The following is a 13,007-nucleotide window of genomic DNA, read 5'->3' on the forward strand; positions in this document are numbered from 1 at the left end:
TTCAGACCAGGCCGCTGTAGAAGAGCGCGCCGATGAAGGCGCTCTCCTGCTGCGGCAGCCGGGCGTGCGGCACGGCCCGGCCGGTGAGCGCGAAGCCCTCGCGGGGCCGGTAGACGAAGTCCCGGCCGCCGTCGGGGAACTGGCCGTTGTCGTGCACCCAGCGGTGCAGCGCGGCCGGACCGGTGGCGGTCCGGTCGAAGTAGGAGCGCATCGGGCCCGGTTCGCCGTCCACCGTGAACAGCAGCGACACCTCGCAGGTCGGCTGGTCGGTGTGCACGCCGAGGAAGTCGCCCGGCCGGTACTCCAGGTAGGTGCACCGGGTCGGGTACATCCGCCGGCCCATCCGGGCCGAGATCTGCGCCACCAGCGCCGGATCCTCGTGGATCGCCACCAGCGTCGGCCCGGCGCCCAGGTAGGCGTTGCAGGAGCGGCTGACCAGGGCGTCATGCTCCTTGTCCCAGCCCGGGCTGAGCCCGCCGTCGTACGCGGCGCCGGCGCTGGCCGGCAACGTGGCGATCTCGGCCACGCAGGCCCGCCGGGTGGCCTCCGAGATCAGGTCGCCGATCATCCACCAGGTGTCGTCGGGCAGCTTGCGCAGGTAGTCCTCCCGGCGGCGGGTGGAGGCGAGCATCATGGCCGCGTACTGCTCGTCGGTCTCCCGGGCGGCGACCTGCCGCACCACCCGGGCCTGCATCGCCTTGGCGATCAGCGGCCCCTGCGGGAACATCTCGTCGTAGCTGAGCGTGGTCAGCGCCCCGCCGACCTCGGCGGCGAGCGGGGCGGTGGCCGCCGGCGGCATTCCGGCGGCCACCGCGAGCCGCTCGAAGAGCTTGATCGAGCCGGGCGGGTCGTCGTCGGTGGCGAGCCAACGGCGCAGCCGCCAGCGCCGCCACTCCAGGTCCACCTCGTTGAGCCGGTGCCGGGGCCACCGGTGCGGCCCCTGCGGGGCGGACAGTTCCCGGCGGACCGCCGAGGCGTCCAGTCCCGCCGCGTACGCCGCGGCTTCCGAGATCAGCTGCGACTCGTCGGGCCGGGAGTCCGTCATCCCCGATGTCCCTTCTGGTCGGTCGGTGGGGCCGGCCCGACCCGCGTCACGACACCAGCAGGTCGGCCGCCTCCTTGGCGCATCCCCACGACAGCATGACCCCTGTGCCGGCGTGGCCATAGTTGTGCACGATCCGCGCCCGGCCGAGCTTCTCCAGTTCCAGCCGGGGTGCGGGCCGGCCCGGCCGCAGCCCGACCGAGTGCTCCAGCACCGGCGCGTCGGCCAGCCGCGGCTCGACCACCGCGCACCGGCGGATGATCTCGGCCGCCTCCGCCTCGTCCGGGGTGGTGTCGGCGGAGTCGCGGTGGGTGCCGCCGAGCACCACCCGGTCGCCGTGCGGGATGAAACCGGCCCAGATCGGCCCCAGCGGCGCCTCGATGAAGAAGTGCTCGATGCCCGGGTTCGCCACCACGATCTTCGGGCCGCGGACCGGCTTGAGCTGCCGGTCGCCGGTCAGCTCCGCGGCGCCCAGGCCGGCGCAGTTGGCCACCAGCGGCGCGACCTCGGCGGCCTCGTCCAGCGAGCGCACCGGCTCCAGCACCAGCCGACCGCCGGCGGCGGTGAACCGGTCGGCGAGGTGTCGCAGGTACGGCGGCATGTCGACCACCGGCTGGCGGACCCAGAACGCGGTGCCGTAGCCCTCGGGCAGTTCCTCCGGGCGGCACGGGCGGTAGCCCTCGAACCGTTCCACCCCGGGCGGGACCATCCCCGCCGGCCGGGCCGCCATCCGCCCGTCCAGCACCCGTACGCCGGGGGTGTCCGGGGTGAGCCGGCGGACGGTCTCCCGGTGCCAGCCGAGCGCGGGGTCGCCCGGCGCGGCGAAGCTGGGCCCGATCATCGCCGAGGCCATCATCGAGGTGCTGCGTTCCGGTGGCTGGGTGGCCCGGACGAGCACCCGCAGCCCCGCCTCCTGCAGGCAGATGGCGGTGCTCAGCCCGCTCACCCCGGCGCCGATGACCAGCGCGTCGACCTCACCGTGCACGGTGGCTCCCTCCGTTGACGTCGCGGAAGCGCTGCCACATCACGCGGCGTCTCGGCTTTCCGCTGGTGGTCCGCAGGATTGTACCGACGGGAACGCGGAGCGCGATCAACTCGGCACCCTCGGTGAGTCGACCGACGACCGCGCCGGCCCGCTGTTCCCAGTCCGGCTCGGCGTTCTCCAGCAGCACCATCGCCACCGGCCGGTCGGCGTGTCCGAGCAGGACGGTGTGCCGGTGCCGGGGCAGGCCCGCGGCCTCCAGGGCCGCCTCCACGTCCTCGGCGAACAGGGTGCGGCCGCGCAGCTTCAGGCTGTCGCCGAGCCGGCCGAGCACGTAGAGCTGCCCGTCGTGCAGGAACCCGCTGTCGCCGGTGCGCAGGGCGCCGGCGGTGAACCGGGCGGACGTCCCGGCCGGGTCGCCGAGGTAGCCGGCCGCGACGCAGCGCCCGCCCACCTCGATCTCGCCCACCCGCCCGTCCGGCAGCGGGCGGCCGGCGTCGTCGACGATCCGCACCGACACGCCGTCGAGCGGGGCGCCGCAGCCGACCAGGGGCGCGGCGGCCGGACCACCCCCGGGTGCACCGCCGAGCGGGATCCGCGCCGGGTCCACCCGGGCCGTCCGCCACGGCTCGTCCAGCGCACCGCCGGTCACCGCGAGGGTCGCCTCCGCCAGCCCGTACGCCGGCAGCAGGGCCCGCCGGTCCAGCCCGTGCGGGGCGAGCAGCCGCCAGAAGTCCTCCAGCGCGGCGGGGGAGACCCGCTCGGCCCCGACGATCACCGCCCGCCAGGCCGCGAAGTCGAGCCCGGCGAGCTGCTCGGGGCGGACCCGGTCGACCACGTGCCGCAGCCCGAAGGTCGGCATGGCGGTCAGCCGCGCCCCGCGCTGGCCGAAGCAGCGCAGGTAGCGCAGCGGGTCGCGGACGAACTGCTGCGGGGTGAGCAGCCACAGGTCGCCCTGGTGCGCCACCGGCGTGAGCAGGCAGCCGATCAGACCCATGTCGTGGTGCAGCGGCAGCCAGGAGGCGGTGGGATCCGCCGGCCCCTGGCGCAGCCACCGGCCGATCGCGGCGACGTTGTGTTCCAGCGCGGCGAACGGCACGCGTACCGCGCGGGGCCGGCCGGTCGAGCCGGAGGTGAACTGGAGCAGGGCCAGCCCGGCGCGCCGGCCGGCGGCCGGCGCGTCGGCGCCGTCGAGCAGGTCGGCGGTGCGGACCACGCCGGCGTCCCCGGCGACCGGGCGCAGCGGCTCGGCCAGCGTCCCGCCGGTCACCACCAGCCGGGGCGCGGCCGTGGCCACGATGTGCCGGACGTGCTCCAGGTAGCCGGCGAGGTCCTGGCCGAGCGCGGGCGGCGCGACCGGGGTCGGCACGGCGCCGGCGAGCATGGTGCCGAAGTAGCCGGCGACGAAGCCCGGGCCGGTCGGCTCGACCAGCATCACCCGGTCGTCGCGCCGCACCCCGGCGGCGCGCAGCCCGCCCGCCACCCGGCGCACCGCGGCGGCCAGCCGGGGGTACGGCCACTCGTCCCAGCCGTCGCCGGCGGCGGCGAACCGGACCACACCCGGGCCGGGGCGCTCCACCCAGGACAGCAGCCGGGACCCGGTCGCCGGTCGGTCGTCTTCAGTGGTGGTCGGCATGGCGGTATCTTGCGGCCGTTGTCGGCGGCCGGCCAGGCGGGTCAGGATGACACCGCTCCGGCTGCGTGGCACCTGGACGCGACCCGCGCCCGGTGACCAGCGCCCCGCTCACGGGGCGGGGTGAGCGAGTGCGGACACTGCCCACTTGAACAACCGGCGGGCCGGGCGCCGCGGCACCGGGGAGGAACGGCACTCCCAGCCACGCGGCGGAAGGCTTCGACATGACCGGTACGGCAGTCATCTGCGGACTCAAGCTGACCCACGACGGCGCCGTCGCGGTGATCACCGACGGGCGTCTGATCTTCTCCACCGAGGCGGAGAAGATCGCCAACTCACCCCGCCACTGCGGGCTCACCGACGCCGGCCAGATCCTCGACGAGCTGCGGGCCAGCGGCGTCGACCCGGGCGAGGTCACGCACGTCGCGGTCGACGGGTGGACGCCCCGGGTGGACGGCTCCTCGTACGTGGAGCTGCGCGGCCGGGACGGCCGGACGCACCCGCTGGCGGTCGCCGGGTACTCCGACGAGCCGGGCGGGCCGGCGGGGCCGGTACGGCCGGTGCACGGCGACGGCCTGCCGCTGCACCCGATGCCCGGCGGCTTCGCCAGCTACACCCACTCCGCCGGCCACCTGTTCGCCAGCTACTGCACCTCGCCCTTCGCCGAACGGGACCGGCCGGCGCTGGTGGTGGTCTGGGACGGCGGGATGCCGCCCTTCCTCTACCGGTACGACCCCCGCGGCGGCGCGCTGCGCCGGGTCGGCTGGGTCGGCCCCGCCTCGGGCGGGCTCTACCCGATCTTCGCCTCGCACTTCCCGCCGTTCCGGGTGGACCGCCGCAGCCCCGACCGGGACCGGATGTTCGGCATGGAGGCGCTCTTCCCGGTCTCCGGCAAGGCGATGGCGTACGCCGCGCTCGGCAAGCCGGACGAGGACGCCATCGCGGTGATGGAGCGGGTCACGGCCGACCTGCCACCGGCGGACACCCACCTGCGGATGTACGGCTGGACCCGGGAGGTGCTGCGCCGGCTCGACGGCTCGGGCCTGCCCGACGCGACGGTCATCTCCTCGTTCCAGGAGTACCTGTTCCGGGTGCTGCTGGCCGGGGTGCGGGCGGCGCTGCGGGACGCCCCGGAGCTGGCCGGCCTGCCGCTCTGCCTCTCCGGCGGCTGCCACCTGAACATCACCTGGAACGCCGGGCTGCGCGCTAGCGGCCTCTTCGAGGAGGTGTGGGTGCCGCCGTTCCCCAACGACGCCGGCTCGGCGATCGGCGCCGCCTGCGCCGAGATGGTCCGGGTCACCGGCCGCTCCGCGGTGCGCTGGTCGGCCTTCGCCGGGCCGGGCATCCGCTGGGACGGGGTGGTCCCGGCCGGCTGGTCGGCGCGCCCCTGCGACGTCGCCGGTCTGGCCGAGCTGCTGCACCGGGAGAACGAGCCGGTGGTGGTGGTCAGCGGCCGGGCCGAGCTCGGGCCGCGGGCGCTGGGCCACCGCAGCATCATCGCCCCGGCGGTGAGCGCCGGCATGCGGGACACCCTCAACCGGCTCAAGCACCGGGAGGGATACCGGCCGGTGGCGCCGATCTGCCTGGCGGAGCACGCCGCCGAGGTCTTCGCGCCCGGCACCCGCGACCCGTACATGCTCTTCGCCCACGACGTCCGTCCGGAGTGGGTGGACCGGGTGCCGGCGATCGTGCACGTCGACGGCAGCGCCCGGTTGCAGACCGTGGACGCCAGCAACAGCCCGACCTACGAGCTGCTGCGCGCCTACCACCGGCTCAGCGGCGTCCCGGTGCTCTGCAACACCAGCGCCAACCACCCGGGCAAGGGCTTCTTCCCCGACCCCGGCTCGGCCATGGCCTGGGGACAGACCCGGTACGTCTGGTCGGAGGGAATTCTCTACACCCGCGGTGACAACTGAACTGTGCAACTGAATACGCGCGCACTTCCGCATCCGCAGGGGTCGAACTAACGTCCACGACGTGCCGACTCGAACGGAATCAGAAGTCAGAACGCAGCTCCGGGACATCATCCTGGACCTCGCGCCGAACCCGCAGCCTGAGGTCACCGACGAGGCTCTTCTGGTCGAGGATCTCGAGTACCACAGCCTGGCTCTCCTCGAACTCGCATTCGCGCTCGAGGACGAGTTCGACCTGCCACCCATCGATGAGGAAAATGCGCGCAACATCCGGTCCATCAAGGACATCGAGGACTACGTGTTGCGCCAGATGGATGCCAAGAATGGCAATCCGTCAGCCGCCTGATCAATTCCACGGGTAATTGTCGTCGGGGCGTCGTACGACGCCGAGCGCCGCACCGGCGGCGGGTGGGGGTGGTGGTAGGCGTGACCGGTCGACAGGTGATCTGCGGCCTGAAGGTGACCCATGACGGCGCGGTGGCGGCGATCGACGGAGACCGGCTGCTCTTCTCCGTCGAGGCGGAGAAGATCGACAACCGGCGCCGCCACGCGCACCTGTCCGACCTCGCCGACGTCGCCCACCAGCTCGCGCTGCACGACGTCGACGTGGCCGACCTGGTGGCGGTCAGCGTGGACGGCTGGGTGCAGTCGCGCGACGGCCGGGCCGGCGCCGAGGTGGTCCGCGAGGACGGCTCGGCGGTCACCCTCGACCTCGCCGGCTACGCGGTGCTCGGCGGGCCGGGGGAGAGCCCGGAGGCGCTCACCGGAATCACCGGCGCCGGGCTCACGGTGGGCGGCCGGGACCTGCCGCACACCAGCTACCCGCACGCCACCGACCACGCCCTGGCCAGCTACTGCACCAGCCCGTACGCCCGCACCGGGCAACCCGCGCTGATCCTGGTGTGGGACGGCGGGATGCCGGCGGTGCTCTACCGGTTCGACCCGGTGGCCCGGTCGCTGACCGCGCTGGGTCCGGTGCTCGGCATCGCCGGCGCGCTCTACCCGGTCTTCGCCTCGCACTTCGCCCCGTTCCGGGTCTCCGCCGAGCAGCGCCGCTCGCTCGGCGGGCTGGGCGACTTCGCCCAGCTGGAGGCGCTGCTGCCGATCTCCGGCAAGGCGATGGCGTACGCCGCGCTGGCCGAACCGGACGAGGCGGCGATCGCGGTGATGACCGAGCAGACCCGGCGGCTGCTGCCGATCGAGGTGACCCGCGGCTTCATCTGGAGCGCCCAGGTGCTGCGCCGGCTGGCCCCGCTGGGGCTCTCCGACGCGGCCGTGCTGGCCAGCTTCCAGGAGCACCTGCTGCGGCTGCTGCTGGCCGGCCTGCGCGCCGGCCCGGCCGCCCGGTACGCCGCCGCCGGCGAACCGCTCTGCCTCTCCGGCGGCTGCGCGCTGAACATCAAGTGGAACTCGGCGATCCGGGCCAGCGGGATGTTCTCCGACGTCTGGGTGCCGCCGTTCCCCAACGACGCCGGCTCGGCCATCGGGGCGGCCTGCGCCGAACTGATCCGGCGTACCGGCACCTCCGCGCTGACCTGGTCGGTCTTCGCCGGGCCCGCGGTCGGCTACGGCGACGCCCCACCGGCGGGCTGGACCTGGCGGCCGTGCGAGATCGAGGAGGTCGCCGAGCTGCTGCACCGCGAGCGGGAACCGGTGGTGGTGCTGCACGGCCGCGCCGAGCTCGGGCCGCGGGCGCTGGGGCACCGCAGCATCATCGCCCCGGCCGACGACCCGGGGATGCAGGACCGGCTCAACCGGATCAAGCTGCGCGAGGCGTACCGGCCGGTGGCGCCGATCTGCCTGGTCGACCGGGCGCCCGAGGTGTTCGACCCGGGCACCCCCGACCCGTACATGCTCTTCGAGCACCAGGTGCGCGCCGGGTGGCGGGACCGGGTGCCGGCGATCGTGCACGCCGACGGCAGTGCCCGGTTGCAGACCGTCGGGCCCGACCATCCGCTGCTGTTCCGGCTGCTCACCGCGTACCACGCCCGCAGCGGGGTGCCGGTGCTCTGCAACACCAGCGCGAACCTGCCCGGGCGGGGGTTCTTCCCGGACGCCTTCTCGGCGATCAAGTGGGGCGGGGTCCGGTACGTCTGGTGCGACGGGCGGCTCTACTCCAGCGGGGACGCCGGCGCCGGGTCGGGGTCGGCATGACGCTCCGCCGCGGCGACATCTCCTCGATGCTGGAGGTGCTTCCGCCCTTCGCCATCCGGGTGGCCGCCACCCTGCGCCTCTCCGACCACCTGGGCGACGGTCCCCGGTCCGCCGGCGAGCTGGCCCTGGCCACCGGCGCGGACGCCGACGCGCTCGGTCGGCTGCTGCGCTACCTCTGCTCCCTCGGCCTCTACCGGGAGGACGCGCCGGACCGCTTCGCGCTCACCCCCGCCGGCCGGATGCTCACCGGCCGGTCCACCGGCGACCTGCGGCAGTGGCTCGACCTGGACGGCGCCGGCGGCCGGATGGACCTGGCGCTGGCCGGGCTGCTGCACGCGGTACGCACCGGCGGGCCGGGCTACCCGGCGGTGTTCGACCGGCCGTTCTGGGACGACCTGGCCGCCGACCCGGCCCGGGCGGCCTCCTTCGACGAGCTGATGGCCGCCAAGTCCGCCCGGGTGGTGCCGGACCTCGCCGCGCTGGACTGGGCCGGGGTGCGGCACGTGGTGGACGTCGGCGGCGGGGTGGGCCGCACCCTGGGCGCCCTGCTGCGCGCCCACCCGCACCTGCGCGGCACCCTGCTGGACCGACCGCCGGTGGCCGAGCAGGCCCGCCGGCAGCTGGCCGAGGCCGGGCTGGCCGGCCGGTGCGCGGTGGTCGGCGGGAGCTTCCTGACCGAGGTGCCCGCCGGCGGCGACGCCTACCTGCTCTTCGACATCCTGCACAACTGGGACGACGAGACCGCGCGGGAGATCCTCGGCCGGTGCGCCGCGGCGGCCGGCCCGGCCGGCCGGGTGCTCGTGGTCGAGGAGGTGCCCGCCGACGACGACCGCAACGGCCGGGCGATGGACCTGAAGATGCTGGTCCTGTTCGGCGGTCGCCAGCGCACCGAGGCGGGCTTCGCGGCGCTCGCCGCCAAGGCCGGCCTGGGCGCGCCCACCGTACGCCGGCTGCCCTGCGGGTTCTCCGTGGTGGAGACGGCCGGCACGACCAGCCGGGGGGACGGATGAGCGAGCGGATCAGCGCGGTGCTGCCGGACGGCGGCGCGCGGCGCGGCGGAGTGTCGGCATGAGCGGGCACGTGCTGGTCACCGGGGCGTCCCGGGGCATCGGCCGGGCGGTCGCGCTGCGGCTGGCCGCCGCCGGCTTCGACGTCACCGGCTGCTACGCCGGCCGGGCCGACGACGCGGCGCAGACCGAGAAGGCGGTCGCCGACCTCGGCGTCCGGACCTGCTTCGCCGCCTGCGACGTGGGCGACCTGGCCGCGGTGACCGCGCTGGTGACCGACGCCGAGGAGCGGCTCGGGCCGCTGACCGCGGTGGTCAACAACGCCGGCATCACCCGCGACGCGACCACCGTGCTGATGGCCGAGCGGGACTGGGACGCCGTGCTGCGCACCAACCTCACCGGCACCTGGAACGTCTGCCGCACGGTCGGCTACCGGTTCCTCAAGCGGCGCCAGGGCGCGATGGTGAACATCTCCTCGGTGGCCGGGGTGTACGGCCACGCCGGGCAGTCCAACTACGCCGCCGCCAAGGCCGGCATCATCGGGCTGACCCGGTCGCTGGCCAAGGAGATCGCCCCGTACGGGCTGCGGGCCAACGTGGTGGCGCCCGGCTTCATCGAGACCGAGATGACCGCGGGGCTGCCCGACCGGCTGCGCGTCAAGGCCCGCGAGTCGATCCCGCTGCGCCGCTTCGGCACCCCCGACGACGTCGCCGGGCTGGTCGCCTTCCTGCTCTCCGCCGACGCCTCCTACATCACCGGCCAGGTGTTCCAGGTGGACGGGGGGATCGTGCTGTGACCGACCTCCTCGACGCCGTGCGGCCGCTGGTCGCCTGTGACCGGGTGACCGCCATCGTGGACGGCGACGTCCGGCGGATCACCGGCGAGCTGCGGGTGCACGGCGACGGCCCGTACCTGCCGGACCACTTCCCCGGGCTGACCATCTTCCCCGGCGTGTTCGTGCTGGAGGCGGTGGTGCAGGCGGCGGCCGCGGCGTTCGGCGAGCCGGACGGCGGCCGGCTGCGGTTGACCGCGGTGCGGTCGCTGCGCTTCCTGGTGCCGCTGCGCCCCGGCGACCTGCTGCGGGTGCTCGCCGAGGCCACCGAGGTGCCGCCACCGCACCCGGTCCGGCTGCGCGCCGACTGCCGGCGCGGCGACGGGGTGCGGGTGGCCACCGTGACCGTGGAGTGCGGGTGGTCGGGGTGAGGCTCGACTTCTCCCAGCTGCGCCGGACGCTGCCGCACGGGCCCGGCATGCTGCTGCTCGACCGGGTCGAGGAGCTGCGCCCCGGGGTGGGGCTGACCGCCGTGAAGACCGTCTCCGGGATCGAGCCGTGCTACGCCGGGCTCGACCCGGCCGACGGCGTCGAGGCGTACGCCTACCCGTCCTGCCTGCTGCTGGAGTCGTTCGGTCAGGCCGCGGCGGTGCTCTGGCTGCACAGCGCCGGGGCGACCCGCCCGGACGAGGTGCTCATGCTCGCCGCTGCCCGGGACTGCGAGTTCGTCGGGCGGGCCTACCCGGGCGACGTGGTACGCCACGTCGTCGAGCTGGAGCACCGCAGCGACGGCGCCGCCTTCGTCACCGGCCGCAGCAGCGTGGGCTCGCGCCCGATCGCGACCTACGGCTCGCTCACCGCGGTCGTCCGGCCGCGCACCGCCCTACCGGCACGGCCGGACGGCACGTGACCACCAACCGATCGGAGGGAGCAGTTGACCATGGCTGACGGCGACACGCGTCTGGCGGAGCTCAGGGAACTCGTCGCGGAGGTCCTGGAGGTCGAGCCGGAGGAGCTGACCGACACCGGGGACTTCCAGGAGGAGTACGAGGCGGACTCGCTGCGGGCGATCGAGATGCTCGCCCGGATCGAGAAGAAGTACAAGATCGAGATCCCGCAGCAGGAGCTGGCGAACATGCAGAACCTCAAGGCCGTGTACGCGGTGACGGCCGGCTACGCCGGCTGGTCCGAATCGTGACATGAGGCGGGTGGTGATCACCGGCCTCGGGCCGGTGTCGAACATCGGGATCGGGGCGGCGGCGTTCGAATCGGGGCTGCGTGGCGGACACAACGGCATCTCCGCCATCACCAGCTTCGACACCGCCGGCTTCCCCCGGACGATGGCCGGTGAGGTGCGGGCGTTCGAGCCGGAGCCGATCCTGCGCCGGCTCGACACCGCCGCCTGGGGCCGGTCCAGCCTCTTCGCAGCCGCCGCGGCGCGGCTCGCGGTGCGCGACGCCGGCCTGCGCGTCGACCAGGTGCCACCGCACCGGGTCGGCGTGGTGGTCGGCACCACCAGCGGCGAGTCGAAGGTGACCGAGGAGATGGGCCGCCGGATCGTCGACCACGGCTTCCCGGCACTCCCCGGCGACCTGGCCGAGCACCTGCCCGCCGGGCGGCTCGCCGCCGCGGTGAGCGAGGAGCTGGGCGTCACCGGGGAGTCGGTCACCCTCGCCACCGCCTGCTCGGCCAGCAACTACGCGTTGGGTTACGCGTACGACCTGGTGGCCAACGGTGACGCGGACGTGATGCTCACCGGCGGCGCGGACTCGGTGTGCCGCTGGGCGCACGCCGGGTTCGTCCGGCTCGGCGCGGTCGCCGACAAGGCCTGCGCGCCGTTCGACCGGGACCGCTCCGGCATGATCACCGCGGAGGGTGGCGCCATGCTGCTGCTGGAGTCCGCCGACCACGCCCGCGCCCGGGGCGCCACGCCCTACGCCGAGGTGCTGGGCTACGGCCTGAACTGCGACGCCCGGCACATGGTCGCCCCGGACGCCGCCTCGATCGCCGAGTGCATGCGGCTGGCGCACCGCAACGCGGGCGTCCGTCCGGACGACATCGACTACGTCTGCGCGCACGGCACCGGCACCGCTGCCAACGACGCCACCGAGGCGGCCGCACTGGAGGACGCCTTCGACGGGCGGGTGCCGCCGGTCAGCTCGATCAAGTCGATGCTCGGCCACACCATGGGCGCGGCCAGCGCGTTCGGGGTGATGGCCGCGGCCCTGGCGATCGCCCGCGGGTTCCTGCCACCCACCATCAACTGGAGCAACCCGGATCCGGCGATGGCCCGGCTGGACCCGATCCCCAACCACGCCCGGCCGGCCCGGGTGCGGGTGGCCCAGAACAACGGCTTCGCCTTCGGCGGCAACAACGCCATCGTGCTGCTGGGAGCCGTCTCGTGACCGCGCTGCAGGTCATCGGCTGGGGCGCCACCAGCCCGGCCGGCACCGACCACCCGGCACTGGTCGGGGCGCTCGACCGGCCGCCGGCGCCGGTCGAGGTCGCCGGCCGGTACGACGCCCCGCTGCCCACGCCGCGCGCGCACGCCCTGCTCGACTTCGACGTCCGGGCCGAGCTGGGCCGCAAGGGCACCAGCTTCTTCGACCGGCGGACCGCGCTCACCGTGGTCACCTGCCGCCGGGCGCTGGCCGACGCCGGGCTCCAGGTCACCGACGCCAACCGGCACCGGATCGGGGTGGTGCTCGGCACCACCGCCGGCAGCGTCCGGTCCTCCGTGGACTACGCCGTGGACACCTTCACCCAGGACCCGCCCTACATGGTGAACCCGGCGTTGTTCCCGAACACGGTGATGAACTGCGCCGCCGGACAGTCGGCCATCTGGTTCAACCTCACCGGCGTCAACGCCACGCTGGCCGGCGGCCGGGTGGCGTTCCTGTCGGTGCTGCGCTGGTGCGCCAACAGCTTCCGCTCCCGGCAGGCCGACTACCTGCTCGCCGGCGCGGTCGAGGAGTTCACCCCGCACACCGCGTGGCTGTCCCGGCACGGCCGCGACGACGACCTGCCGGCCGGCGAGGGCGGCGCGGTGTTCGTGCTGCGCCCGCCCGGGGGCACCCACCTGCGCGGCCCGGACGCCGAGGTGCTCGCCGTGACGCTGGGCTTCTCCCCCCGGGGGCGGGAGCGCGCCGAGGCGCTCGCCGGCTGCCTGCGCGGCGCGCTGGACCGCTGCGGGGTCGACGGCGGCCAGGTGCGGATGGCGGCGATCGGCGGGGCCGACGACGCCGCGGCCCGGGCCGCCGGGTGGCGGGCGGTCGAGTCGGCGCTCGGGCACTCCCGGGCCCGACGGATCGCCGTCGACGAGGCGATGGGCGACAACCCCACCGCCGGCGGCGCGCTGGAACTGGCCACCGTGCTGGCCGCGCACCGGCAGGATCCGCGGCTGGACGGGCAGCTGTCGGTGCTGGTGGCGCAGAACCGCGAGGGGGCGGTGGGCGCCGCCGTCGTCCGGGGGTGGGGCCGCGGCACTGATCGCGGCTAGCGCGG

General features: G+C 75.0%; 13 protein-coding genes. 10 read left to right on the forward strand and 3 right to left on the reverse strand.

Annotated features, from left to right (window positions below; translation table 11 throughout):
* Nucleotide 1: 1 nt before the first annotated feature.
* The 3 genes from DLJ47_RS15555 to DLJ47_RS15565 are packed head-to-tail and all read right to left on the reverse strand — an operon-like array spanning nucleotide 2 to nucleotide 3,660.
* Nucleotides 2-1,045 (reverse strand): hypothetical protein, encoded by a 1,044-nt coding sequence (locus DLJ47_RS15555; RefSeq protein WP_109900720.1) that lies wholly within the window; start codon nucleotides 1,043-1,045, stop codon nucleotides 2-4.
* A 46-nt stretch (nucleotides 1,046-1,091) separates the two neighbouring features.
* The gene (locus DLJ47_RS15560; protein ID WP_199235865.1) at nucleotides 1,092-2,027 is read right to left on the reverse strand and encodes an FAD-dependent oxidoreductase; all 936 of its coding nucleotides are present in this window, start codon (nucleotides 2,025-2,027) and stop codon (nucleotides 1,092-1,094) included.
* A complete protein-coding gene (locus DLJ47_RS15565) occupies nucleotides 2,017-3,660 on the reverse strand; it encodes an AMP-binding protein (RefSeq protein WP_109900721.1) in 1,644 nt (547 codons plus the stop codon). Before DLJ47_RS15565 ends, DLJ47_RS15560 begins: the two co-directional genes overlap by 11 nt.
* A 221-nt stretch (nucleotides 3,661-3,881) precedes the next feature.
* Here DLJ47_RS15565 and DLJ47_RS15570 point away from each other — a divergent pair, with 221 nt between their 5' ends.
* The 10 genes from DLJ47_RS15570 (at nucleotide 3,882) to DLJ47_RS15615 (ending at nucleotide 13,002) form a co-directional block, all read left to right on the forward strand.
* Entirely contained in the window at nucleotides 3,882-5,573 is a 1,692-nt protein-coding gene (locus DLJ47_RS15570) for a carbamoyltransferase C-terminal domain-containing protein (protein ID WP_109900722.1), read from the forward strand.
* A gap of 61 nt (nucleotides 5,574-5,634) precedes the next feature.
* On the forward strand, nucleotides 5,635-5,916 hold the full coding sequence (locus tag DLJ47_RS15575; protein ID WP_088993388.1) for a phosphopantetheine-binding protein: 282 nt from the start codon (nucleotides 5,635-5,637) through the stop codon (nucleotides 5,914-5,916).
* A gap of 80 nt (nucleotides 5,917-5,996) precedes the next feature.
* Nucleotides 5,997-7,724, forward strand: coding sequence for a carbamoyltransferase N-terminal domain-containing protein (locus tag DLJ47_RS15580; RefSeq protein ID WP_109900730.1), 1,728 nt, complete (start codon nucleotides 5,997-5,999; stop codon nucleotides 7,722-7,724).
* Entirely contained in the window at nucleotides 7,721-8,734 is a 1,014-nt protein-coding gene (locus DLJ47_RS15585) for a methyltransferase (protein ID WP_109900731.1), read from the forward strand. Before DLJ47_RS15580 ends, DLJ47_RS15585 begins: the two co-directional genes overlap by 4 nt.
* A gap of 58 nt (nucleotides 8,735-8,792) precedes the next feature.
* Complete coding sequence (gene fabG, locus DLJ47_RS15590; protein WP_109900723.1) at nucleotides 8,793-9,527, forward strand: 3-oxoacyl-[acyl-carrier-protein] reductase; 735 nt, start codon at nucleotides 8,793-8,795, stop codon at nucleotides 9,525-9,527.
* A complete protein-coding gene (locus DLJ47_RS15595) occupies nucleotides 9,524-9,934 on the forward strand; it encodes a hypothetical protein (protein ID WP_109900724.1) in 411 nt (136 codons plus the stop codon). Before fabG ends, DLJ47_RS15595 begins: the two co-directional genes overlap by 4 nt.
* A complete protein-coding gene (locus tag DLJ47_RS15600; protein ID WP_233257847.1) occupies nucleotides 9,922-10,413 on the forward strand; it encodes a 3-hydroxyacyl-ACP dehydratase FabZ family protein in 492 nt (163 codons plus the stop codon). The genes DLJ47_RS15595 and DLJ47_RS15600 overlap by 13 nt, the downstream gene beginning before the upstream one ends.
* A 30-nt stretch (nucleotides 10,414-10,443) precedes the next feature.
* A complete protein-coding gene (locus tag DLJ47_RS15605) occupies nucleotides 10,444-10,701 on the forward strand; it encodes an acyl carrier protein (protein ID WP_088993393.1) in 258 nt (85 codons plus the stop codon).
* A 1-nt stretch (nucleotide 10,702) separates the two neighbouring features.
* Entirely contained in the window at nucleotides 10,703-11,908 is a 1,206-nt protein-coding gene (locus tag DLJ47_RS15610; protein WP_109900725.1) for a beta-ketoacyl-[acyl-carrier-protein] synthase family protein, read from the forward strand.
* Nucleotides 11,905-13,002, forward strand: a complete 1,098-nt coding sequence (locus DLJ47_RS15615; protein ID WP_109900726.1) for a beta-ketoacyl synthase N-terminal-like domain-containing protein — start codon at nucleotides 11,905-11,907, stop codon at nucleotides 13,000-13,002. Before DLJ47_RS15610 ends, DLJ47_RS15615 begins: the two co-directional genes overlap by 4 nt.
* The last annotated feature ends 5 nt before the right edge of the window (nucleotides 13,003-13,007 follow it).

The sequence above is a fragment of the Micromonospora sp. S4605 genome (assembly GCF_003176715.1).
In the GTDB taxonomy this organism is placed as follows: Bacteria; Actinomycetota; Actinomycetes; order Mycobacteriales; family Micromonosporaceae; genus Micromonospora; species Micromonospora echinaurantiaca.